Raw genomic sequence first — 22267 nt, forward strand, 5'->3', positions numbered from 1 at the left:
GCGGGAATAGAGCCGCACGAGATCCCGGCTTTCGCCGGGATGACGGCCATTATTCTGCGGTCTTCTTTGCAGCCGGCTTCTTCGCCGCTGCCTTTTTCGGTGCCGCCGCCTTCTTCGCCGGAGCCTTCTTGGCGGGCGCCTTCTTCTTGCCCTTGCCCTTGGCCGGACCCGCCGCGGCGCGGGCGTCGATCAGCTGGGCGGCTTCCTCGAGCGTCAGCTGGTCCTTGTCGATCGACTTGGGCAGCGTGGCATTGGTCTCGCCGTCGGTGACGTAGGCGCCGTAGCGGCCGTCCATCAGCTTGATCTCGGCCTCGGTACGCGGATGCTTGCCGAGCACCTTGAGCGGCTCGCGGCTCGCACCGCGTGCCGGCCGCCCGGCATTGTTTGCCGCTTCGGCCAGCTTGACCACCGCGGCGTTCATGCCGGTCTCGAACACTTCCATCGTGCCCTGCAGGCGGGCGTATTTCCCGTCATGCGCCAGATACGGCCCATAGCGGCCGATCGACGCGGTGATCGGCTTGCCCGTCTCCGGATGGTCGCCGATCACGCGCGGCAGCTTGAGCAGCTTCAGCGCCAGCTCCAGGTCGAGCTCGACGTCCTTGGGGATCGATGCGCGCGCCGCTTCCTTGCCTTCGCCCAGCTGGATGTACGGCCCGAACCGGCCCGACTTGCGCTCGACGTTCAGGCCCGTGTCCGGATCCTGGCCCAGCACTTCCGGCCCGCTGTCCTCGCCGCTCTCCCCGCCCGGCTGGGCAAAGCGCCGCGTGTATTTGCACTCGGGATAGTTGGAGCAGGCGATGAACGCGCCGAACTTGCCGCCGCGCAGCGCCAGTCGCCCATTGCCGCAGTTCGGGCACAGGCGCGGATCGCTGCCGTCCGCCTTTTCCGGGAACAGATAGGGCGCGAGGAATTCGTCCAGAGCAGCCGTGATGTCCGACGGCTTCTGCTCCATCACATCGGCCGTGCGCGGCTTGAAGTCCTTCCAGAACGCCTCAAGCACCGCCTGCCACTGGGCGCGGCCGCCCGACACGTCGTCCAGCTCCTCCTCCAGCTCGGCGGTGAAGTCATAGTTGACGTATTTCTGGAAGAAGCGCTCGAGGAACGCCGTCAGCAGCCGCCCGCTCTCCTCGGCGAAGAAGCGGTTCTTCTCGAGGCGGACATAGGCGCGATCCTTGAGCACCTGGATGACCGAGGCGTAGGTCGAAGGGCGGCCGATGCCGAGCTCTTCCATTCGCTTGACCAGCGAGGCTTCGGAGAAGCGGGGCGGCGGCTGGGTGAAGTGCTGCTCGGCGTTGACCGCCTTCTTGGCTGGCGTCGCGCCTTCGCTCATCCGCGGCAGGCGGCGCGAATCCTCGTCGCCTTCGTCGTCGCGGCCTTCCTCGTACAGCGCGAGATAGCCGGGGAAGATCACCACCTGGCCGGTGGCGCGCAGCCCGTGCTGGCTGGTCGCGTCCTCCAGGTCGATCGTCGTGCGCTCCATCCGGGCCGAGGCCATCTGGCTGGCGAGCGCGCGCTTCCAGATCAGGTCATACAGCTTGGCGTGGTCGCCCGAGCCCGTGCGGTCCTTGCTGAAATCGGTCGGCCGGATCGCTTCGTGCGCTTCCTGGGCGTTCTTCGCCTTGGCGGTGTAGATGCGCGGCTTGTCGGGCACATAGCTGCCGTCATAGCGCGTCGCCACAGCCTTGCGGGCGTCCTGGATCGCGCTCGGGTCCATCTGGACGCCGTCGGTACGCATATAGGTGATCGCGCCGTCCTCGTAGAGGCCCTGGGCGATCCGCATGGTGTGGCTGGCCGAGAAGCCCAGCTTGCGCGCGGCCTCCTGCTGCAGCGTTGACGTGGTGAACGGTGCGGCCGGGTTGCGCATCGCCGGCTTGGTCTCGACCGAGACCACGGTGAAGCGGCCTTCCTCGACGGCCTTCTTCGCCGCCTCGGCAGTCTTGCCGTCGCCGATCGAAAGCCGGTCGAGCTTGTCGCCCTTGTACTTGACCAGGCGGGCCTGGAACGGCGTGCCGTCCTGCTCCATGTCGGCGGTGACCGACCAATATTCCTGCGGCTTGAACCCTTCGATCTCGCGCTCGCGATCGACGATGATGCGCAGCGCCACCGACTGGACGCGGCCGGCCGACTTGGCGCCCGGCAGCTTGCGCCACAGCACCGGCGACAGGGTGAAGCCCACCAGATAATCCAGCGCGCGGCGGGCGCGATAGGCGTCGATCAGGTCGGTATCCAGCTCGCGCGGATGCGCCATCGCGGTCAGGATCGCCGGCTTGGTGATCGCGTTGAAGGTGACGCGCTCCACTTCCTTGGGCAGCGCCTTCTTGTTCCGGAGCACTTCCTGGACGTGCCAGCTGATCGCCTCGCCTTCGCGATCAGGGTCGGTCGCGAGGATCAGGCGATCGGCCTTCTTCGCCTCGTCGGCAATTGCCTTCAGCTGCTTCGACTTGTCGGCATAGGTCTCCCATTCCATCGAGAACCCCTCCTCGGGATCGACGGAGCCGTCGCGCGCGGGCAAGTCGCGGACATGGCCATAGGAGGCGAGGACGCGATAGTCCTTGCCGAGATATTTCTCGATGGTCTTCGCCTTGGCGGGCGATTCTACGATGACGAGCTGCATGGGGGGTAAGCGGTCCTCACGTGTACGCGTGTAAGGTGGGGAGCGGCGGCGGGGGCCGTCAACCCGGTTGATCTGGAACTTGGTAACGCTTCGCGGGTATCACTTCGGCACGTCCAGGGGGAGCCAAAGATTGCTCGACGAGACTGTTTCGCCGCCGCCGCGCAGCGGGCATCGCGGCTGGTGGATATTCGGAAGCATCCTCGTGCTCCTGCTGGCCAGCGTCGGTGGCGGGTATCTCTGGCTGCGTGCCAGGCTCGAAGGGAAGGTAGAGCCGCCGCCGCGCGCTTCCGATCAGGTCGAGGTACCGAAGCAGGTCTCCGCGATCGATGTGCCGCTCGACGTCCATGTCTCGGTGATCAGCCGCGCGATCGAGCAGGCGGTGCCGCGCACGCTCTGGTCGATCAACCAGCAGATCGACAAATGCGTGCCCGCCCAGCGGGTCAAGCTGTTCAAGGCGAAGATCAAGGTCAGCCCCGATCTCGGCTGCACCGTGGTCGGCACCGTCACTCGCTCCGCGATCCGCCTGCGCGGCGAGGGCAGGGACATCGTCGCCGATGTGCCGATCCGCGCCAATATCGCCGCGCGCCATGTCGGCGGCTTCCTCAAGGGCGAGACCGCGACCGGATCGGCAATGGTCCGCGCGCGCATCCGCTTGTCTGTCACCGACAATTGGCAGCCGCGCGCCACCGTCCGCCTCGCCTATAGCTGGACCACGCCGCCCGGCATCGATTTCCTCGGGCGCCGCATCACCTTCACCGACAAGGCCGACGAGAAGCTCGGCCCCATTGTCCGCGATCTCGAGCGCAAGCTGCCGCAGGAGATCGCGAAGGTGAACATCCGCGCCCGCGTCGCCGATGCCTGGCGGCAGAGCTTCACCTCGCTCGAACTGAACGAGCAGAACCCGCCCGTCTGGATGCGGATCACGCCGCAGAAGCTGAGTTATGGCGGTTACAGCCTTTCCGGCAATCGCCTGCGCCTCAGCCTCGGTTTGTCGGCGCTTACCGAGACATTTGTCGGCCCGCGCCCCGAGGATCCGAATCCCTCCCCCTTGCCCCCGCTTGGCCACGACGCCGCCGGATCGAAGCTCGAATTCTTCATTCCGGTGATCGCCGATTACGCCCAGCTCGAGCCCGTGCTGAAAAAGGCGCTGGCCAAGCGCGCCGTTCGCCCGTTCGAGCTGCCAGGCATCGGTCCGGTGGTGGCGCGGTTCGACAAGGTCACCGGCTATGGCACCACCGGCGGCCGCATCGCGGTCGGCCTGACCATCGCCGCGCGCCCGCAGAACAGCACCACCGAGACGCACGGCCTGGTCTGGCTCACCGCGGTGCCGGTCAACACGCCGGGCTCGCAGCGTGTCCATTTCGAGCAGCTGGCGGTGAACGGCGATACCGACGGCATCGGCGGCGACCTGCTCGTCCGCCTTGTCCAGGCGCCGGCGGTGTCCGAGGTTCTGGCCGGCGAGCTCACCCAGAACTTCACCCGTGACTTCGAGAAGCTGCTCGGCAAGGTCCGCCGCGCGATCGTCCGCAAGCGCGCCGGCGACTTTCTGATTCGCGCCGACATCGCCGATGTCCGCACCGGCGCGATCAAGGCCAGCGGGCAGGGGCTGTACCTGCCCGTCTGGGCCTCAGGGACCGCGCGGGTGGAGTATGTCGGCCGTTAGGCCAGCATCTTCGCCCGAACCGCATCGATATCCGCCGCCGAGTGGCGCTCGGGCACCCGCTGGTCCTCGGGCCCACTGCCGCGATTGACCAGCCGCCCGCGCTGCACCGCCTCGCGCTCGCCCACTTCGGCGGCCCAGCGGTTGAAATGTTCGTATTCGCCGATGTTTAGGAACTCGGCCGCGCCGGCATAGGCATCGCCGCGCGCCACGCCGCCATACCAGGGCCAGACCGCGATGTCGGCGATCGTATATTCGTCGCCGACCATGAACTTGTTCTTCGCCAGGTGTGTGTCGAGCACGTGCAGCTGGCGCTTCACTTCCATCGCATAGCGATCGATCGCGTACTGGATCTTGAACGGGGCATAGGCGAAGAAATGGCCGAAGCCGCCGCCCAGGAACGGCGCCGAGCCCATCTGCCACATCAGCCAGCTCATCGTCGCCGCGCGCCTGGCCGGGTCGGTTGGCAGGAACGCACCGAACTTCTCGGCCAGATAGACCAGGATCGCACCGCTCTCGAACACGCTGATCGTCGGGTCCACCGAATGATCGACCATCGCGGGGATCTTCGAGTTCGGATTGATCCCGACAAACCCGCTGCCGAACTGGTCGCCCTCGCCGATATTGATCTTCCAGGCGTCATATTCGGCGCCCGCATGGCCGGCGGCGAGCAGCTCCTCGAGCATGATCGTCACCTTCTGGCCGTTGGGCGTGCCGAGCGAATAGAGCTGGATCGGATGTTCGCCGACCGGCAGCACCTTCTCATGGGTCGCGCCCGAGACCGGCCGGTTTATGCTGGCAAAGGCGCCGCCATTGCCGGCTTCCCAAACCCAGACCTTGGGCGGGACATAGCCGGCGGGCTGGTTGTTGGCGGGATCGGGTGCGTCGGCCATGTCGGGCTCCTTGGGGAGAGGTTGCCGCGGCGATGTAGGAACGGTCCCGAAACTTGCTAGGGCGAAATCAGCGCGGTTCCGACAGGGCGAGCATTACGAAGAACAAGGCGCCCACGGATGCGTTCAGGACCCATGCGAAAATGCCGGACCAGAACAGGATCGGCCGCTCCCGCCGGCCATAGCGCTGCCCACGGTTGTGAACTGCGCCGCGACGCAGGGAGACCATGGTCTCGCGTACGAAAAAGCCCGTGAACACGAGCAGCAAGGCGAAAGCCACATAGATCATGCGGAAATCAGGCTGACGCGCCCGCCGCCGTGCCGCTCCAGCCGCCCGCCCAGCTCCAGTTCGAGCAGGACGGTCTGCACCACCGCCGGGGCCAACCCCGATTGCCGGATCAGCTCGTCCACGCTCACCGCCACCGGCCCGAGCAGCCCTGCCACCACGCGCCGGTCCGCATCGCTTGCGTCCTCGGGCGGCGGACCCTGCCAGCCGCTGGCCGGAGCCCGCACCGCGCGCGGATCGATCGGGCGGACCATCTCGAGGATGTCGTCCACGCCCTGCACCAGAGTCGCGCCCTCGCGGATCAGCAGGTTGCAGCCTTGCGCCCGCGGGTCGAGCGGCGAGCCGGGGACGGCCATCACGTCGCGCCCCGCCTCGGCCGCGATCCGCGCGGTGATCAGCGAGCCCGATCGCGGTGCCGCCTCCACCACCACCGTGCCCAGCGCCAGCCCGGCGATGATCCGGTTGCGCGAGGGGAAGAAGCGGGCCAGCGGCTCGGTGCCCGGCGGCTGCTCGGCCAGCAGCAGCCCGTCGCGCGCCACCCGTTCCTGCAGCTCGGCATTTTCGGGCGGAAAGGCGATGTCGATCCCGCTGGCGATCACGCCGACGGTGCCACCGCCCAGCGATCCGATATGCGCGGCCGTGTCGATCCCGCGCGCCAGCCCGGAGACCACCGTCACCCCTGCCTCGGCCAGTCCCAGCGCGATCTGCCGGGCGAAGCGGCAGGCGGCAGCGGAGGCATTGCGCGCACCGACGATCGCCACCGCCGGCCGATCGAGCAGCGCCAGCCGCCCGCGCAGGATCAGCGCCGGCGGGGCGCTGTCGAGCTCGGCGAGCAGCGGCGGATAGTCGTCCTCGCCCAGGAACAGGTAGCGGGCGCCCAGCTTCTCGACCGTCGCGATCTCGCGCCGCACCGCGCCCGCATCGGCGATCACCGGCGCGCGCCCACCGCCCCGGGCGGCAAGCGTCGGCAAGGCATCGAGCGCCGCCTCGGCATTGCCGAAGCGGGCGATCAGCTGGCGATAGGTAACCGGGCCGATATTGGCGGAGCGCAGCAGCCTGAGCTGTGCCTCGCGCCTGTCAGGCACTTTTCTTGCTGCCGCCGACGCGCGGTTCGGTGCCGTTGAGCAGCCGGTCGATATTGGCGCGGTGCTTCCACAGCACGATCATCGCCAGCGCGAGCAGCATCAGCACCAGGTCGATCCGCCCGAAGAACGCCGCGCTCACCGGCGCGCTGATCGCCGCGCTCATGCCGGCGAGCGAGGAGATGCGCAGCGCCGCCAGCAGCCCGAGCCACACCGCCGCGAAGACGATGCCCGAGGGCCAGTGGAGCGCGAGCACCACGCCCATCATCGTCGCCACGCCCTTGCCGCCGTTGAACTTGAGCCAGACGGGGTAGCAATGGCCGATGAACGCGGCCAGGCCGCCCAGCACGCCGCCACCGGGGATCAGCGCGCCTGCGATCAGCACCGCCGCCGCGCCCTTGGCCAGGTCGAGCAGCAGCGTCGCCGCCGCCAGTCCCTTGCGGCCGGTACGCAGCACATTGGTCGCGCCGATATTGCCCGAGCCGATCTGGCGCAGGTCGCCCGCGCCGAAGAAGCGCGTCAGCAACAGGCCGAATGGAATCGAGCCGAGCAGATAACCGAGCAGCAATACGCCGGCCGGGCCGATGGCAGTTTCGAAGGTCAAGAAATCCGCTCCCCCAATCCGGTGCCAACATAGTGGCTGGCCACGGCCGCGCAATGTGGATGGGGTACCAATCGCTCCGACTTGGGCGAAACTCGACTTTGCCCTAGCGTGGCGCGACGAAGTGCGTGGGTGCTGCGGGTGTCGGGGAGCGTTTGGTGCTGGATGAGCGAATGCAGGCGGCGATCAGCCGGCTGACCGAAAACGAAAAGGAATGCCTGCGCCGCCGCCTGCTTCCCCAGACCGCCAAGGAAATGGCGATCGAGCTCGGCGTCTCGCCGCACGCGGTGGAGAAGCGGCTCAAGATGGCCCGCACCAAGCTCGGCCTCTCCTCCTCGCTCCAGGCGGCGCGGCTGCTCGTCCAGGCCGAGTCCCAGTCCGGGTCCCAGGCGCTGGTACCCCATGCGCCGGACCTCGCCGCGCCGTCCCGGCCGCTGCATGCCGGTCCCGTCTCCGGCGGAAGGCGCCGGTGGTGGATTGGAGGAATTGCAATGAGCATCACGATCGCGGCGGCTGTCCTGGCCCTCACGCTGCCCGGCGCCCCGGCACCGCAGCAGAGCGCGCAGGCGCCCCAGCAGAAGATGAAGATGTATGACGGGCCGTTCGTGCCCGCCACGCCGGAGCAGGCCACGGCCTATCTCGCGCAGAGCTTCGCGACGATGGACAAGGACAAGTCGGGCTATCTCGAGGCAAACGAAGCGCCGCGCGCTTCGGTCAGCGTCAACAACGGCCCGCGCAAGGATGTCGGGGCGGAGCAGGGCGGCCGCATGTTCCTCGCCCGCTTCGACACCAATGGCGACGGCAAGGTGAGCAAGGACGAATATATCGCCACGCGCCGCCCGATGGTCCTCGCCATGGGCATCCCGGCGAACTGGAAGCCGCGCAACTGATTTGAGCCCGTCGACCGCGGTAGTGCTGCAATCCTCCCCCTCCGGGGGAGGATTGAGTTGCCTCAAGGCCAGGCGCCACGCGCAGCGTCTGGGGAATCGAGGCCAGATGAGATCCCCCTCGGGGGTGTTTCCGAAACTCGGGGCGGTTGACGCTCACCGGCTGCGGAGCCATGCCCCGCGGCGATGATCGACAATCGCCCCATCTTGTTCTTCGATTCCGGCATGGGCGGGCTTTCGGTGCTGGCGCCCACCGCCGCGCTGCTGCCGCACGCGCCGCTGGTCTATGTCGCGGATTCGGCGGGCTTCCCTTATGGCACCCGCAGCGAAGGCGAGATCGCCGCACGCGTGCCGGCGCTGCTCGGGCGACTGGCGGAGCGCTATGATCCGCGCCTGATCGTCATCGCCTGTAACACCGCTTCGACGATCGCGCTCCAGCATGTCCGCGCCGCGCTCGACGTGCCGATCGTCGGCACCGTCCCCGCGATCAAGCCCGCCGCCGAAATCAGCCAGAGCCGCGTGATCGGTGTGCTCGGCACCGAGGCGACCGTCCGTCAGCCCTATGTCGACGATCTCGCCGCGCGCTTCGCCGGCGATTGCACCGTGCTGCGCCACGGCTCGGCCGAACTGGTCGAGATTGCCGAGGCAGCGCTGGAAGGGGTGGCGCCGGTGCCCGAGCGGATGCGCGCGGTGCTGGACGGGCTGTTCGACCAACCGGAGGGCGACCGCATCGACGTGATCGTCAACGCCTGCACCCATTTCCCGCTGGTCGAGGCCGAACTCGCCGCCGCTGCGCCGCATCCGGTCCGGTTCGTCGATGGCGGTCCCGGCATCGCTCGCCGCGTCGCCTATCTTACGGAAGGGCAGGAATGGCCGGCCGCGCCGATTCCAGGCAAGGCGGTCTTCACTGCCCGCAGTGTCCGCACCGAAGCGCTCGCCCCCGCGCTGGCGCGCTACGGGCTGGGCGTGGTCGAGTCGCTATAGGCTGGGCCGCACACCCATCACACCGTCATCCCCGCGAAGGCGGGGATCCAGGGTAGTTCGGGCGAAGGAAGCAATCGGACCTGTGCTGAACGGATACACCAAAGCGTGCCGCGCACCATTTGCTTGCGACTCTGGATCCCCGCCTTCGCGGGGATGACGGAATAGGATAAGGGACACATCCGGGCCGGCGCTAGCTGCCAGGCCTCCGGGAATCCGCCCTCAGGCCTGCTGCGCCACCGGCACCGTCGCGACCATGTCGCGCAGCCGCGCCGAATAGCGTTCAGCCATTTCCTGGTGCACGCGCCGCGCCGTGGTGTCGTCGGCGCGCGCCGCATGCTCGCGCTCCTCGCGCTCGCGTTTCCGGTAATATTCTATGTCTCTCGCGCTCATTGCGGATGCTCCATACGCAAGCGGGAGCCCTAGTCTCTCAGCCGCGGGCTATGCTTGGGTGCCGACTCGCCCGCGATGGGATCAATGTACCACAGCGGGATCGACTTCCGAACCAACGCATATCAATTCCGTCCAAACCGGATTTTGCTTTGGATCAAAGGCGCTAAATTCCGGTCCGATTAGGCATTATGTCCAACTGGAAATCGCCGGACTTTGGCGGTAGGAACACGTTATGCACAGCGCAGACAGCACAGCGCCCGTCGACTATTCCCGGGTTTTCACGTCCGCGATCGACCGGCTGCATGCCGAGGGCCGCTACCGCGTCTTCATCGATATTTTGCGCAACAAGGGCATGTTCCCCAATGCGCGCTGCTTCGCCGGCCATAACGGCCCGAAGCCGATCACCGTCTGGTGCTCGAACGACTATCTGGCGATGGGCCAGCACCCGAAGGTGATCGCGGCGATGGAGGAAGCCCTCCACGACGTCGGCGCGGGCTCGGGCGGCACGCGCAACATCGGCGGCAACACGCACTACCATGTCGATCTCGAGCATGAGCTCGCCGATCTCCACGGCAAGCAGAACGCGCTGCTCTTCACCTCGGGCTATGTTTCGAACGAAGCGACGCTCTCCACGCTCGCCAAGGTACTGCCGGGCTGCATCGTCTATTCGGACGAGCTCAACCACGCCTCGATGATCGCCGGCATCCGCAATTCGGGCTGTGAGAAGCGCGTCTTCCGCCACAATGACCTGGCGCATCTCGAGGAACTGCTCGCGGCGGACGATCCGGGCGTCCCCAAGCTGATCGCCTTCGAGTCGGTCTATTCGATGGACGCCGATATCGCCCCGATCGCCGAGATCTGCGACCTGGCCGACAAGTACAATGCGCTGACCTATCTCGACGAGGTCCATGCCGTCGGCATGTACGGCGCGCGCGGGGGCGGCATCTCGGACCGGGAAGGCCTGGCTGATCGGCTGACGATCATCGAGGGCACGCTCGGCAAGGCGTTCGGCGTGATGGGCGGCTATATCGCGGCCGACCAGATGATCATCGACGTGATCCGCAGCTATGCGCCGGGCTTCATCTTCACCACTTCGCTGTCGCCGGTGCTCGTCGCCGGCGCGCTGGCCAGCGTGCGCCACCTCAAGGGCTCGTCGGAAGAGCGCGACGGCCAGCAGGCCGCGGCCGCCAAGCTGAAGGCGATGATGGCCGAGGCCGGGCTGCCGGTGATGCCATCGACCACGCACATCGTGCCGCTGATGGTCGGTGATCCGGTCAAGGCCAAGAAGATCAGCGACATCCTGCTCGCCGAATATGGCGTCTACGTCCAGCCGATCAATTACCCGACGGTCCCGCGCGGCACCGAGCGCCTGCGTTTCACGCCCGGCCCCGCGCATGACGAGAGCATGATGCGCGAGCTGGTCGATGCGCTGGTCGAGATCTGGGGCCGCATGGAACTCCGCCGCGCGGCGTGATTTCCTTCCTGTTCCCCGGCGAAAGCCGGGGCCCAGGGTTTCTCATCCGACTTGCTTGCGGTCCTGGGCCCCGGCTTTCGCCGGGGAGCGAGGTTGTTCACGCTTCCGAGCTTTGCTCTTCCTCCACCCGTGCCGCCGGCAGGAAGCGGCTGTTGCGGAGCAGTAGCGCCGATACCAGCGACACGATCACGCCCACCGGGAAGATCTCGGTGAAGGTCATCGGCAGCCGGAAGAACGGGTTGTGATAGGCGGTGCGGAAGCCTTCCATCTCCGCCTGCGCCTTGGCCAGTTCTGCGCCGCTCTTGCCCTCGAGCATCGCCCCGGCGAACTTGTCGATGAACGCGTCGATGCCGATCGTGGCGAGCGCCAGGTCCCAGCAGATCGCATAGACGATGCCCGCGACCAGGCTGATCGCCAGCCCCATGCCGAGCGCGGGCAGGAAGCGGATCACGCCGCCGCCCGCCACGTCGCGCTGGCGCTTGATTGCCAGGAAGATGGTGCTCAGGCCGATCAGCATGATCAGGTAGCCGATCGCCATGCCGTACTGGCCGGTGGCGCCTTCGAAGTTGAGCACGACGACGGACAGCACGCCCCCGGCGATCAGCCCGCCGATCACGCCATAGATCAGGATGGTGCGCAGCATTTCGTTTCTCCCCTCGGGTATCAGGTTGCGCCCCGATCAGCCGCACCGCAAGCCGGGCGGGCAATCCCCCGAAAGGATGATTTGCGTGAAACCGGCATGCTCCCCTCCCTGGAAGGGAGGGGCTGGGGGTGGGTGGATGACCGCGATACTGCGCCCGCATCCCTGTCGCCTCGGTAAGCCTGGACGCGACCCGCCCCTGACCCCTCCCTTCCAGGGAGGGGGCTTTACCGAACGATTCCCAGTTCGCGCGCCCGTGCCACGGCGTCCCCCCGCCGCTTCGCGCCCAGCTTCTCGAGCAGCCGCGCGACATGCGTTTTCACCGTGTTGAGCGACACGCCCAGCGCGTCGGCGATTTCCTGGTTCGATCGCCCGGCGAGCAGTTCCTCGAGCACTTCCAGCTCGCGCGGCGAGAGCCCCAGCGCCGCCACCGCCTGCGGATTGCCGTCGAACCCGCGCGGGGCCGGCCGGGCGATCCCGCGCACGCCGAGCCAGACGCCCAGCGCCAGGAAGCCACCCGCGATCAGGAACACATAGACGTCGCCGATGTGCGAGCGCACCAGCCGCTGGTAGTCGAGCCATTGGAGCAGCAGCGTCCCCGCCGCGAGCAGCGCGCCGTACAGGACGATGCGCCGGGCCAAGCTCAGTCCCGCGTCAGCGTTGCGCTCCACACATAGCCGCGCAGGGTCGAGCGGAAGTCGAGCCGCAGCCCTTCCTCCTCGGCGATGCGCTTGAGCACCGCGGGCAGCGTGTCGCGCGGGTAGACGTGGAAGTCGTTGAGCGACTTGAAGTGCAGCCGCTTGGCGAACTTGGGCAGCTTCTCATACTGGCCGAAATCGACGATGTGCAGGCTGCCGCCCGGCGCCAGCGCCTTCGCGCCCAGCTCGATCGCTTCCACCCAGGGCGGGATCATCGAGAGCGTGTAGCTCATGAACACCCGGTCGAGCTTGTCGACCCCGAACAGCGCGTTCACGTCGAACGCGCCGGCATCGCCCTGCGCCAGCGTGATCTTGCCGCTGAAGCCGTTCTTCTCGACCGAAGCGCGCGCTGTCTCCAGCATCGCCTCGCTGATGTCGAAGCCATAGAAGCGCGCCTCGGGGAAGCGCTTCGCCGCCACGATCAGGTTCCGCGCCGTGCCGCAGCCGACCTCCAGCACCGTGCCGCCCTTGGGCGGGTTCAGCCCGTGGATCAGCGCGTCGCGCCCCAGCAGGTAGAACTTCCGCGTGAAGTCGTAGAAGTGGCGATGGAGCGCATAGGTCGCGTCCATCAGCCCCTTCTGGTCGGCGTCCCCCGTGGCGGCGCTCATGCGTGCGGCTTCAGCGTCCAGACGTGCGTCGCGCCATAGACCGACGAGCGGTCGCGGCGCGTCCAGTCGTCGAGCTTGGCCTGGTCCTCATATTCCCACTGGTTCATCAGCTCGTCGGGAATATGACCCTTCACCACATCGGGGATCGCCGCGGTGCGATAGAGCACGCGCGCGCCCGGCTTGGCGGTGCGGGTGATCTCGCCCCAGATGCGGGTCAGCTGCTCGTCCGTCATCCAGTCCTGCGCGTCGAGCAGGATATAGCGGTCGAGCGACTGGGCCGGCATCGTCTCGAGATAATCGGCATAGTTGGTGTGGCGGATCTCGACGCGGTTGGCGCGTTCGCGCACCACGTCCCAGTTCTTCGCCTCGAGGTACGGCGGCAGCGGCGCGTCCGGCCCTTCGCCATAGCCGCGGCCGAACGCCTGCCAGGCGTAGAAATTGTCCTTCAGGTCGAAGTCGCAGGCGAGCTTGCGCAGGCGGCTGCGCAGCGCCCCGGTGATCCCGGCCTGATCGTCGACCTTGAGCAGGTCATATTGCGCCGGCGGGATGCCGAAGCCGAACAGCGCGGCGGGCTGGTCGACCAGCCAGCGCAGGAACTTCTTCTCGAAGAACGGCGCGAAGCGCGTCTCGAAGATCTGGCGCTGCTCCTCGATGTTCTTCGCGGCGAGGATCTCGCGCGGATCGATGCCGTAGCGGTTCGCCAGCCAGTGGACGAAGCCGATCAGCCGGCCGAGCAGGCCGTATTTGTAGAAGCCGTGCTTGAACGCATCGATGCGGCGGGTGCCGTTCAGGCCGCGGCGCTCCCAATAGTCGCGATACGGCGCATCGAGGTGCGGCGCGATATGCTGGCGATAGGCCTCGACATTCTCGGCCTTGTTGGCCTGGCCGAAGAAGCGGTGGAACGCTGCGTAATCGGGCAGGTTCAGCGCCGCCTGCTTCTTGAGGTTGTTGAGCGCGATATGCGCCGGGTTCAGGTCCACCGCGGTGATCTTCGCCGGGTTCGCCGTCAGGTACGAGAAGACGTTGCAGCCGCCCGAGGCGATGGTGACCATGTGATGATCCGGCTGGAGCTGCAGCGCTTCCATGTCGATCACCGGGTCTTCCCAGATCTGCGGGTAGACGAGCCCGCGGAACGCGAAGGTAAAGGCGCGCTCGAGCAGGCCTTCCTTGGTCATGTGCTCATGGCGATGCACGGCGCCGCGGACGGCGACATTCTTCGGCGTCTTGGTAATTGAACCCATCAGTAGCTCCTGGACGCCCCGCGGGCGAGCGGTGGTCCGCCACGCCCTATTACCCCTTTGTGACGAACCGGCGTCACTTTAGGGGCTCATGGCAGCACCCGCAACGTCCCTTGCGTCGCCACCCCCCGAGGCGCCCCTAGTGGCAGGAGCCCAGTAAAATCAATCCCGTGTCATGCTTCCGGCCATCGGCCAGTCGCTGTCGCCGACCCGCTTGAGCACCATCTTGAAGAAGGGCCGCCCCGGCTGCCCCTCGGCAACGAAATCGCCGGTCTCGGTCCAGGTCGTGCCGTCGAACACCGCGGTGTAGCGCACCCTGGCCTTGGGCCCGGCCGGTACTTCCCAGCTATAGCCCTTGCCGGTTTCGCTGACCGCGAGCGGAAAATTGCCCGAACGCCCGCCGGTATGGCTGTTCATCACATAGGCCTTGGTCTGCGGATCATAGGAGACCACGGCAAAGGCGTTGAACGGCACGCTGCCGTCCGGGTTGAACGACTTGCCCTCGATCACCGTGATCGTGCCGTCGAGCAGCGTGCCGACCCGCTCGGTATGGACGACCACATGCTCCGGCGCCCCCGGCATCTTCATCCGCGCCTCGCCGCGCCACTTGCCGTGCATCCAGTCGAGCCTGTGCGCGGCTTCCACCTGCGCGGCCATCGCGCTCTTGTCGGCGGCCTGGGCCTGCGCGGCGGCGGGCAGGGCAAGGGCGGCCAGAGCATAAACCCAAGCAGTTCCCCGGCGAAAGCCGGGGCCCAGGGTTTTTCTGCCGTGTCGCTTGTGACCCTGGGCCCCGGCTTTCGCCGGGGAACTCAAGTGAAGCCAGCTGCGCATTCCGATCTCCGTTGTAGTCCGGAACGTCGCATGGCAGCCTGTCCGCCATGCCCGCCGCCCGGTCGCTCCGCACTGGCCCCGCCGCCCGCACCGCCGGCAAGCGCGGTTTCGCGAAGCGCGTCCTCGGCTTCGCGAAACGCGCACTTCCCCAAAAGCCGGTGCCGGGCTTCCCGCTGCTCTGGATCGCCTGCCTCGCCGCGGCCGCGCTGATGACCGTCACCGGCGGCTTCGGCACCGCCCGACTGCCGCTCCACACCCGCGCCGCCTTCTGGCTGCTGCTGATGGGCTGGAACGCGCTCAAATGGCAGCTGCTCTTCGCCTGGGGCGTCCGCAAGCCGACCGACTGGCCGCGCATCTCGCTGCTCGGCACGATCCCGCTCAACCTGCCCTTGCCCTTCGAGATCTGGGCCTGTGGCCGGCTGGTCGGCGTCAGCATGCAGGCGATGCCGCTCGACGTGTGGGGCAGGGCGGCGGCGATCAGCGCAGTGATCTTCACCGTCTGCTCGGCGGTCGCCTGGATATTGCTCCGCCGGATGCGCCCGGTCCGCGCCGAGACCGGCCTGCTCGCCCGCGCCCGCATCGCCGCCTGCGATCTCGCCGCGATCGAGGCCGAAGACCATTATTGCCGCCTGCATCGCCGCGACGGCACCAGCGCGCTGCTCCACTACCGCTTCGGCGATGCGCTCGAGGAAGTCGCCGGCATCGACGGCCTCCAGGTCCATCGCGGCGCCTGGGTCGCGGCGGAAGCAGTCGAAAGCGCCGAGCGCGACGGCCGCAAATGGCGCCTGCTGCTCGCCGGCGGCGGCAGCGTGCCGGTCAGCGCCACCTATGCGGCGGGCGCGCGGGCGCGGGGGTGGTTGCGGGCCCGGGGGTAGTTACGGGCGAAGTGTGGGCGCCGTTTGATCGTCCCGGGCGGTCAGTCCGCGCCGGCGCAGCCAGCCTTCTCCCCAGCCGCGAAGGTCCAGGAGGATCGGCTCCAGGGAGCGCCCCTCCTCGGTAATCGAATAGTCCACCCTTGGCGGCACGACGGCATAGACGGTCCTTTCCACCAGCCCATCCGCCTCCAGCTCCCGCAGCTGCTTGATCGGCAGCCGTTGCGAACAGTCGCCCAACTCGCGCTTGAGCGCGTTGAAGCGCATCGTCCCCTTCATCAGGTGGTACAGGATCATGCCTTTCCACTTCCCGCTGATCAGGTTCAGCGTGGCGTACATGGTGCAGCCGGGCACCTGATCATAATCGTGCAGCTTGGGCATGGCGAAGGCGGCCTTACAGTATACTTTTGAGCAGTATGTGCTTTCGATTACCGTATTTTCAATTCAGCCTGCACTCTCAAATGGGCGTTCGAACGCGCCGTCCCGGTGCGTGATCTGGAGACGCCAATGCCCCGCATCGTACGCTTTCATGAATATGGCCCCGCAGATGTCCTGCGGATCGAAACGGTCGAGGTGACCGCGCCGGCGGCCGACGAGGTGCAGATCGCCGTGCGCGCGATCGGGCTCAACCGCGCCGAAGTGATGTTCCGCAACGGAGCCTATCTGCAGGAAGCGAATTTTCCTTCGCAGCTCGGCTATGAGGCTGCCGGTACGGTGAAGCGGGTCGGCGCGGACGTGACGGACTTCGCGGAAGGGGATGCGGTCAGCGTCATCCCCACGCTCGATATGTCGCGCTGGCCCACCTACGGCGAAGTCATCAACATTCCCGCCCGTCATGTCGTGAAGCATCCGGTTGGCCTGCCGTTCGAAAAGGCCGCTGCGGCGTGGATGCAATATGTCACTGCCTGGGGCGCCCTCATCGACCAGGCAAGGCTCGCCGCGGGCGATTTCGTGATCGTCTCTGCCGCATCCAGCAGTGTCGGCATCGCGGCCTTCCAGGTCGCCCGGAGCGTCGGCGCGACGGTGATCGCAACCACCCGGACCGGCGCCAAGGTGCAGGCGCTGCGCGAGGCGGGCGCGCATCATGTGATCGCGACGGCCGAGGAAGACCTGGCCGCGCGCGTGCGGGAGATCACTGGCGGCAAGGGCGCGCGCGTCGTCTTCGATCCGATCGGAGGTCCGGCCATCGCGCAGCTCGCGGAATGTATGGCGGTTGGCGGCATCCTGCTGGAATATGGCGCGCTCAGTCCTGATGCGGGCCCGTTTCCGCAGTTCGCCGTACTCGGGAAGAGCCTGACGCTGAAGGGCTATCTCTATACCGAGATCGTCGGTGACGACGCGGCCCTGGCGCGCGCGAAGGCGTTCATCGTCGAAGGGCTGGAAACCGGCAGGCTCGATCCGCTGGTCTCGCGAACCTTCCCGTTCGATCGGATCCAGGATGCCACCCGTTTCCTCGAATCCAACGCGCAGATCGGCAAGATCGTCGTCACGCTGGATTGATGGGGCGTTGGCCCGGGTTCGGCGTCGGTGCGTCGAGCCCGGGCCACGAGATCAATCCCGGCAATAGCCTTCGCCGGTCTTCACCGTCAGGCAGTCCTTCTTGCCCGCCAGGTATTTGAGCCCGGTCGCGTCGCCGTCGCTCGGGTGCAGGGTGAAGTCGCCGTCCGGCCGCTCGAAGGAGATACCCTCGCTCGATCCCTTGCCGTCAAAGCTTCCCTTGTCGTCGAGCGTGTACTGCATCTCCAGCTTGTACATGCCCGGGTCCTTGGCCTTGGACACGACCAGATAGGTGCCTTCCACGCCCTTCCAGCGGCCGACCCAGTCGTCGCGGTCCACCGGCTTGGCGCTCACTTCGTTCTTCAGGCTGGAAGCGCCTTCGCTCACCGCATTGGCGAACGAATCGCCCACCGCCACCGCGGCATTGCCCGCGGTCTCGGTGGCATTGGCGGTCGCGTCCGCCGCCTTGTCGGCGGTGTTGCACGCGGCGAGCGCCAGCGCGGGCGCCAGGATCAGCAGCGCGCGCATCAGCGAGTCGCCTCGTCGATCGCATTGCCGACATGCTCGGCGCGGTTGCCGATGTCGCTCGCGGTGTTGTCGAACGCATCGCCGGCATCGTCCGCGGCATTGCTCAGCGTGTCGCCCATGTCGTTCACGCTGTTCTCCAGCGAGTCGCCGGTGCGGTCGAGCGAATTGCTCAAATTGCTCTCCGCGCTCGGCGAACAGGCGGCAACACCCAGGGCCAGTGCCGGAAGCAGGGCGAAAATCGTCTTGCGCATCTTTCTCTCCGAATAGTCGGTCTAGCCAGCACGGTCCTTGCGGCGTAGGGGAGCGCGCATGTCGCACCGCATCGCTATCGCTTCGGACCATGCCGCCTACGCCATGAAGGCAGAACTCGCCGAATGGTTGCGTAACGAAGGGCATGAAGTGCTCGATCTCGGGACCAACGGACCCGAGAGCGTCGATTATCCCGACTATGGCTATCGTCTCGCCAAGGCGATCGAGGATGGCCAGGCCGACAAGGGCGTTGCGCTCTGCGGCTCGGGCATCGGCATCTCGATCGCGGTGAACCGCAACCCGCATGCCCGCTGCGCGCTCGTCTCCGAGCCGCTTTCGGCCAGCCTTGCGCGCCAGCATAACGATGCCAATGTCGTGGCCCTCGGCGCCCGCCTTGTCGGCATCGAGATGGCCAAGGCCTGCATCACGACTTTCCTCGCAACCGAGTTTCTCGGCGACCGCCACCAGCGTCGGGTCGAAAAGCTCAGCCATCCTGAAGGGACCCATGCATGAGCACCAACCCCGTGAACCTCGGCGCGCAGCCTGATGGCTATTTCACCCGCTCGCTTGCCGAGGCGGATCCGGCGGTCTTCGCCGGCGTGCAGCACGAGCTGAAGCGCGAGCAGTATCAGATCGAGCTGATCGCCTCGGAGAACATCGTCTCCAAGGCGGTGCTCGAAGCCCAGGGCTCGGTCTTCACCAACAAGTACGCCGAGGGCTACCCGGGCAAGCGCTATTACCAGGGCTGCCACCCGTCGGACGAAGTCGAGCAGCTGGCGATCGATCGCGCCAAGCAGCTGTTCGGCTGCGAGTTCGCCAATGTGCAGCCGCATTCGGGCGCGCAGGCGAACGGCGCCGTCATGCTGGCGATGGTCAAGCCCGGCGACACGATCATGGGCCTCAGCCTCGATTCGGGCGGCCACCTCACCCACGGCGCCCGCGCCGCGATGTCGGGCAAGTGGTTCAATGCGGTCCAGTACGGCGTCACGCCCGACACCCACCTGATCGACTATGATCAGGTCGCCAAGCTCGCCCGCGAGACCCAGCCCAAGCTGATCATCACCGGCGGCTCGGCCTATCCGCGCCATATCGATTTCGCCAAGTTCCGCGCGATCGCGGACGAAGTCGGCGCGATCTTCATGGTCGACATGGCCCATTTCGCCGGCCTGGTCGCCGGCGGCGTCCACCCGACGCCGTTCGGCCACGCCCATGTCGTCACCACCACCACCCACAAGACGCTGCGCGGCCCGCGCGGTGGCGCGGTGTTCACCAATGACGAGGCGATCGCCAAGAAGATCAACTCGGCGGTGTTCCCGGGCCTGCAGGGCGGCCCGCTGATGCACGTCATCGCCGCCAAGGCGGTTGCGTTCGGCGAAGCGCTCCAGCCCGAGTTCAAGGGCTACGCGGCGGCGATCGTCGAGAATGCCAAGATCCTCGCGGCCACGCTCAAGGAGCGCGGCGCGGCGGTGGTCTCGGGCGGCACCGACACCCACCTCGCGCTGATCGACCTGACGCCGCTGGGCGTCACCGGCAAGGACGCCGACGAGGCGCTCGAGCGTGCGGCGATCACCTGCAACAAGAACGGCATCCCCAACGATCCGCTGCCGCCGGTCAAGACCAGCGGCATCCGCGTCGGCTCGCCGGCGGGCACCACCCGCGGCTTCGGCCCGGCGGAGTTCCGCGAGATCGGCAACATGGTTGCCGACGTGCTCGACGGCCTCAAGAAGAATGGCGAGCAGGGCGACGCCCAGGTCGAGCAGAATGTCCGCGAGCGTGTCCGCGCGCTGTGCGAGCGCTTCCCCATCTATCCGGAGCTCTAAGGATTGCGCTGCCCCTTCTGCGGACATGAAGACAGCCAGGTAAAGGACAGCCGCCCCACCGAAGACGGGGCGGCGATCCGTCGCCGGCGCCAGTGCGAGGCCTGCGCCGCGCGCTTCACCACGTTCGAGCGCATCCAGCTGCGCGAGCTGACCGTCCTCAAGTCCGAGGACAAGCGCGAGCCGTTCGATCGCGACAAGCTGGTCCGCTCGATCTCGGTCGCCACCCGCAAGCGCCCGGTCAACGGCGTGCAGATCGAGAAGCTGGTCTCGGGCATCCAGCGGCAGCTGGAGACGATGGGCGATACCGAAATCCCCTCGCAGAAGATCGGCGAGCTGGTGATGCAGGGCCTCAAGGGCCTCGATTCGGTCGCCTATATCCGCTTCGCCTCGGTCTATAAGGACTTCCGCGAGGCCAAGGATTTCGAGGAATTCGCCGGCAATGTCAGCGAGGTCGGCAAGCAGTGAGCCAGCCTCCGGTCATCGTCCTCGTCCGCCCGCAGCTCGGCGAGAATATCGGCAAGGCCGCGCGCGCGATGCTCAATTTCGGGCTGGTCGAGATGCGCCTCGTCGCGCCGCGCGACGGCTGGCCCAACCCCAGCGCCGGGCCTGCCGCCTCGGGTGCCGACATCGTGCTCGAGAAGGCGCAGGTCTATGAGACGGTCGCCGATGCGGTGGCCGACTGCGCGCATGTCTATGCCACCACGGTGCGCAAGCGCGGCGTCACCAAGCCGGTGATGACTCCCGAAGAGGCTTCGCGCGAGATCCACCGCGAGGAGGGGCGCTCGGCGATCCTGTTCGGCCCCGAGCGTTCGGGGCTGGAGACCGACGACGTCGCGGTGGCGCGCACGATCGTCACCGTGCCGATCAACCCCGAATTCGGTTCGCTCAACCTCGCCCAGGCGGTGATCCTGGTCGCGTACGAATGGTCCAAGGGTGAGAGCCTCGCCCAGCCGACCCAGGAGGATCTCGATCCTCCCGCGCCGCAGGACGAGCTCGACGGGATGATCGGCCAGCTCGACGCGATGCTCGACGAATCGGGCTATTATTTCCCGCCCGATCGCGTGCCCTCGACGAAGCGCACCTTGCGCACGGTGCTCACCAAGCCGGGCTGGTCGTCGCAGGAACTGCGCACCCTGCGCGGCGTGCTTTCCGCCCTCGAAGGCAAGAAACGCCACCGTTCCGGCTGATACACAACTGCAACACACTTCTTCTTTTCGCATATGCGAAAGCGCGTTATGTTGCACGAATCTTTCGTAGCGGGAGGGGGTTCCGGTACGTTTCGTGTCACATCGGTCCGGTTCTGGTTGCTTGTGGGGCCTGGCAACTGGAAACGGCCGGCACGGGCGGGAACGCCTTCCCCCTCGCAGTGGAGAAGCTGGATGAAGTTCGCAGTTGTGTTCGCGTGTGTTGCCTTCGCCGTTCCCGCCCTCGCCCAGCAGGCGACGCCGGCCCCGGCGGCGTCCGATGCCAAGCCCGAGAAGAAGATCTGCCGCCTGGTCGACACCACCGGCTCGATCATGGGCAAGCGCGAGTGCCACACCAAGGAAGAGTGGCGCCAGATCAGCGCCGCCAACGCCGAGAACGCCGAGCGCACGCTCGGGAATCGCCCGCGCGCGGGTGCTGGCGCCGGGGGCAATTGATCCGCGGCGATCGATCGGCATTCCAGAGGGGGAATCCATGAAGTTGATCATGCTATGCGCGCTCGCCGTCGTCGCGGCGCCCGCCATCGCCCAGGACGCGCCCGCGGCCGAGGGCAAGTCGGACAAGAAGATCTGCCGCATGGTCGCGCAGACCGGCTCGATCCTGCTGCGCAAGAAATACTGCCTGACCCGCGAGGAATGGGCCAAGCTCAGCGCCGCCACCTCCGATCGCGCCAATCGCGCGATGGATCAGCGCGGGATGGGCGGCAACGGCAGCTTCAACAAGGAATAGGCCGCCTCAGCGCTGGTCGAACGCCTCGAACTCATAGGCGATCGAGGCTTCGACCAGCGTTTCCCACATCGCGCCGATCGCCGCGTCGGGAATGCCCGCCGCGCGGGCATGGGCGCGGACATTGTCGATGACCTGGGCCTTGCGCGCCTCGTCGCGGACATGGCCGCGCTCGGGCTTGATGCGGGCGGCTGCGTCCATATAGCCGAAGCGGCGCTTGAGCAGCGCCACCAGCGCCGCGTCCACCGCGTCGACGCCGGCACGGACTTCGATCATCGTCGTGCAGGCTTCGGGGTCGAGTATCTCTTGCATGGCCGCTCCTTGGCCGGGCGGGGCGTCGCTGTCCAGCGGCCGCGCGCAACTTGACTCCGCTGCCCCCCGCCGCTAACGGCGCCCCTTCGCAATGGCCCCGCACCCCGGTGAAGCGGCGGCCCTGCCTCTCCTCGAGAGCAGCAGGCGGATACCGGGAACCACGTTGTCAGCGATTGC

At 67.2% G+C, this 22267-nt stretch carries 27 protein-coding genes; 12 read left to right on the plus strand and 15 right to left on the minus strand.

Annotated elements, in window-relative coordinates:
* Nucleotides 1-49 precede the first annotated feature (49 nt).
* Complete coding sequence (gene topA / locus O3305_RS18750; protein ID WP_269573879.1) at nucleotides 50-2614, minus strand: type I DNA topoisomerase; 2565 nt, start codon at nucleotides 2612-2614, stop codon at nucleotides 50-52.
* A gap of 130 nt (nucleotides 2615-2744) precedes the next feature.
* Between topA and O3305_RS18755 the strand changes: the two genes are divergently transcribed.
* Nucleotides 2745-4277 (plus strand): DUF4403 family protein, encoded by a 1533-nt coding sequence (locus O3305_RS18755; RefSeq protein WP_269573880.1) that lies wholly within the window; start codon nucleotides 2745-2747, stop codon nucleotides 4275-4277.
* Here the strand turns inward: O3305_RS18755 and yghU are convergent.
* From yghU to plsY, 4 genes are all read right to left on the minus strand, one after another.
* On the minus strand, nucleotides 4274-5167 hold the full coding sequence (gene yghU / locus O3305_RS18760; RefSeq protein ID WP_269573881.1) for a glutathione-dependent disulfide-bond oxidoreductase: 894 nt from the start codon (nucleotides 5165-5167) through the stop codon (nucleotides 4274-4276). The two genes, O3305_RS18755 and yghU, sit on opposite strands and share 4 nt — an antisense overlap.
* Nucleotides 5168-5234: 67 nt before the next feature.
* Entirely contained in the window at nucleotides 5235-5453 is a 219-nt protein-coding gene (locus O3305_RS18765; protein WP_269573882.1) for a hypothetical protein, read from the minus strand.
* Nucleotides 5450-6535, minus strand: coding sequence for a DNA-processing protein DprA (gene dprA, locus O3305_RS18770; protein ID WP_269573883.1), 1086 nt, complete (start codon nucleotides 6533-6535; stop codon nucleotides 5450-5452). The genes O3305_RS18765 and dprA overlap by 4 nt, the downstream gene beginning before the upstream one ends.
* Nucleotides 6528-7136: a glycerol-3-phosphate 1-O-acyltransferase PlsY gene (gene plsY / locus O3305_RS18775; protein WP_269573884.1), complete on the minus strand. Its 609-nt coding sequence runs from the start codon at nucleotides 7134-7136 to the stop codon at nucleotides 6528-6530. Before plsY ends, dprA begins: the two co-directional genes overlap by 8 nt.
* A 155-nt stretch (nucleotides 7137-7291) precedes the next feature.
* On the opposite strand from plsY, the gene O3305_RS18780 reads away from it, so the two are divergent.
* The gene (locus O3305_RS18780) at nucleotides 7292-8023 is read left to right on the plus strand and encodes an EF-hand domain-containing protein (RefSeq protein ID WP_269573885.1); all 732 of its coding nucleotides are present in this window, start codon (nucleotides 7292-7294) and stop codon (nucleotides 8021-8023) included.
* Between the two features lie 183 nt (nucleotides 8024-8206).
* Nucleotides 8207-9004 carry a glutamate racemase gene (gene murI, locus O3305_RS18785; RefSeq protein ID WP_269573886.1) on the plus strand — a complete coding sequence of 266 codons (798 nt, stop codon included), beginning with the start codon at nucleotides 8207-8209 and terminating at the stop codon, nucleotides 9002-9004.
* Between the two features lie 219 nt (nucleotides 9005-9223).
* On the opposite strand, the gene O3305_RS18790 is transcribed toward murI, so the two are convergent.
* The gene (locus O3305_RS18790) at nucleotides 9224-9394 is read right to left on the minus strand and encodes a hypothetical protein (RefSeq protein WP_269573887.1); all 171 of its coding nucleotides are present in this window, start codon (nucleotides 9392-9394) and stop codon (nucleotides 9224-9226) included.
* Nucleotides 9395-9626: 232 nt separating this feature from the next.
* Here O3305_RS18790 and hemA point away from each other — a divergent pair, with 232 nt between their 5' ends.
* Complete coding sequence (gene hemA, locus O3305_RS18795) at nucleotides 9627-10868, plus strand: 5-aminolevulinate synthase (RefSeq protein ID WP_269573888.1); 1242 nt, start codon at nucleotides 9627-9629, stop codon at nucleotides 10866-10868.
* A gap of 97 nt (nucleotides 10869-10965) precedes the next feature.
* Here hemA and O3305_RS18800 read toward each other — a convergent pair whose 3' ends face one another.
* The 5 genes from O3305_RS18800 to O3305_RS18820 form a co-directional block, all read right to left on the minus strand.
* Nucleotides 10966-11511, minus strand: coding sequence for a DUF4199 domain-containing protein (locus O3305_RS18800; RefSeq protein ID WP_269573889.1), 546 nt, complete (start codon nucleotides 11509-11511; stop codon nucleotides 10966-10968).
* 224 nt (nucleotides 11512-11735) lie between these two features.
* Nucleotides 11736-12149, minus strand: coding sequence for a response regulator transcription factor (locus O3305_RS18805; protein ID WP_269573890.1), 414 nt, complete (start codon nucleotides 12147-12149; stop codon nucleotides 11736-11738).
* A 2-nt stretch (nucleotides 12150-12151) separates the two neighbouring features.
* Nucleotides 12152-12814 carry a class I SAM-dependent methyltransferase gene (locus O3305_RS18810; protein ID WP_269573891.1) on the minus strand — a complete coding sequence of 221 codons (663 nt, stop codon included), beginning with the start codon at nucleotides 12812-12814 and terminating at the stop codon, nucleotides 12152-12154.
* Nucleotides 12811-14055, minus strand: a complete 1245-nt coding sequence (locus tag O3305_RS18815; RefSeq protein ID WP_269573892.1) for a BtaA family protein — start codon at nucleotides 14053-14055, stop codon at nucleotides 12811-12813. The genes O3305_RS18810 and O3305_RS18815 overlap by 4 nt, the downstream gene beginning before the upstream one ends.
* Nucleotides 14056-14214: 159 nt before the next feature.
* On the minus strand, nucleotides 14215-14709 hold the full coding sequence (locus tag O3305_RS18820; protein WP_269573893.1) for a DUF1579 family protein: 495 nt from the start codon (nucleotides 14707-14709) through the stop codon (nucleotides 14215-14217).
* Nucleotides 14710-14930: 221 nt separating this feature from the next.
* Here O3305_RS18820 and O3305_RS18825 point away from each other — a divergent pair, with 221 nt between their 5' ends.
* Complete coding sequence (locus O3305_RS18825; protein WP_269573894.1) at nucleotides 14931-15758, plus strand: LytTR family DNA-binding domain-containing protein; 828 nt, start codon at nucleotides 14931-14933, stop codon at nucleotides 15756-15758.
* Here the strand turns inward: O3305_RS18825 and O3305_RS18830 are convergent, their stop codons facing one another.
* Nucleotides 15759-16136 carry a winged helix-turn-helix transcriptional regulator gene (locus O3305_RS18830; RefSeq protein ID WP_269573895.1) on the minus strand — a complete coding sequence of 126 codons (378 nt, stop codon included), beginning with the start codon at nucleotides 16134-16136 and terminating at the stop codon, nucleotides 15759-15761.
* Between the two features lie 126 nt (nucleotides 16137-16262).
* Here O3305_RS18830 and O3305_RS18835 point away from each other — a divergent pair, with 126 nt between their 5' ends.
* A complete protein-coding gene (locus O3305_RS18835; protein ID WP_269573896.1) occupies nucleotides 16263-17255 on the plus strand; it encodes a zinc-dependent alcohol dehydrogenase family protein in 993 nt (330 codons plus the stop codon).
* A 51-nt stretch (nucleotides 17256-17306) separates the two neighbouring features.
* Here O3305_RS18835 and O3305_RS18840 read toward each other — a convergent pair whose 3' ends face one another.
* Nucleotides 17307-17780: a hypothetical protein gene (locus O3305_RS18840; RefSeq protein ID WP_269573897.1), complete on the minus strand. Its 474-nt coding sequence runs from the start codon at nucleotides 17778-17780 to the stop codon at nucleotides 17307-17309.
* On the minus strand, nucleotides 17780-18031 hold the full coding sequence (locus O3305_RS18845) for a hypothetical protein (RefSeq protein ID WP_269573898.1): 252 nt from the start codon (nucleotides 18029-18031) through the stop codon (nucleotides 17780-17782). The genes O3305_RS18840 and O3305_RS18845 overlap by 1 nt, the downstream gene beginning before the upstream one ends.
* Before the next feature lie 58 nt (nucleotides 18032-18089).
* On the opposite strand from O3305_RS18845, the gene rpiB reads away from it, so the two are divergent.
* From rpiB to O3305_RS18875, 6 genes are all read left to right on the plus strand, one after another.
* Nucleotides 18090-18542 carry a ribose 5-phosphate isomerase B gene (rpiB, locus tag O3305_RS18850; RefSeq protein ID WP_269573899.1) on the plus strand — a complete coding sequence of 151 codons (453 nt, stop codon included), beginning with the start codon at nucleotides 18090-18092 and terminating at the stop codon, nucleotides 18540-18542.
* Nucleotides 18539-19849 carry a serine hydroxymethyltransferase gene (gene glyA / locus O3305_RS18855; RefSeq protein WP_184161281.1) on the plus strand — a complete coding sequence of 437 codons (1311 nt, stop codon included), beginning with the start codon at nucleotides 18539-18541 and terminating at the stop codon, nucleotides 19847-19849. The genes rpiB and glyA overlap by 4 nt, the downstream gene beginning before the upstream one ends.
* A 3-nt stretch (nucleotides 19850-19852) precedes the next feature.
* The gene (gene nrdR / locus O3305_RS18860) at nucleotides 19853-20314 is read left to right on the plus strand and encodes a transcriptional regulator NrdR (protein ID WP_269573900.1); all 462 of its coding nucleotides are present in this window, start codon (nucleotides 19853-19855) and stop codon (nucleotides 20312-20314) included.
* 68 nt (nucleotides 20315-20382) lie between these two features.
* Entirely contained in the window at nucleotides 20383-21036 is a 654-nt protein-coding gene (locus O3305_RS18865) for an RNA methyltransferase (RefSeq protein WP_269576563.1), read from the plus strand.
* Nucleotides 21037-21228: 192 nt separating this feature from the next.
* The gene (locus O3305_RS18870) at nucleotides 21229-21489 is read left to right on the plus strand and encodes a hypothetical protein (RefSeq protein WP_269573901.1); all 261 of its coding nucleotides are present in this window, start codon (nucleotides 21229-21231) and stop codon (nucleotides 21487-21489) included.
* A 37-nt stretch (nucleotides 21490-21526) separates the two neighbouring features.
* A complete protein-coding gene (locus O3305_RS18875) occupies nucleotides 21527-21781 on the plus strand; it encodes a hypothetical protein (RefSeq protein ID WP_269573902.1) in 255 nt (84 codons plus the stop codon).
* A 6-nt stretch (nucleotides 21782-21787) separates the two neighbouring features.
* On the opposite strand, the gene O3305_RS18880 is transcribed toward O3305_RS18875, so the two are convergent.
* Nucleotides 21788-22090, minus strand: coding sequence for a chorismate mutase (locus O3305_RS18880; protein WP_269573903.1), 303 nt, complete (start codon nucleotides 22088-22090; stop codon nucleotides 21788-21790).
* Nucleotides 22091-22267 lie beyond the last annotated feature (177 nt).

Origin of the sequence: Sphingomonas sp. NIBR02145, from assembly GCF_027359115.1 — a bacterium.
Classification (GTDB): Bacteria; Pseudomonadota; Alphaproteobacteria; order Sphingomonadales; family Sphingomonadaceae; genus Sphingomonas; species Sphingomonas kyeonggiensis_A.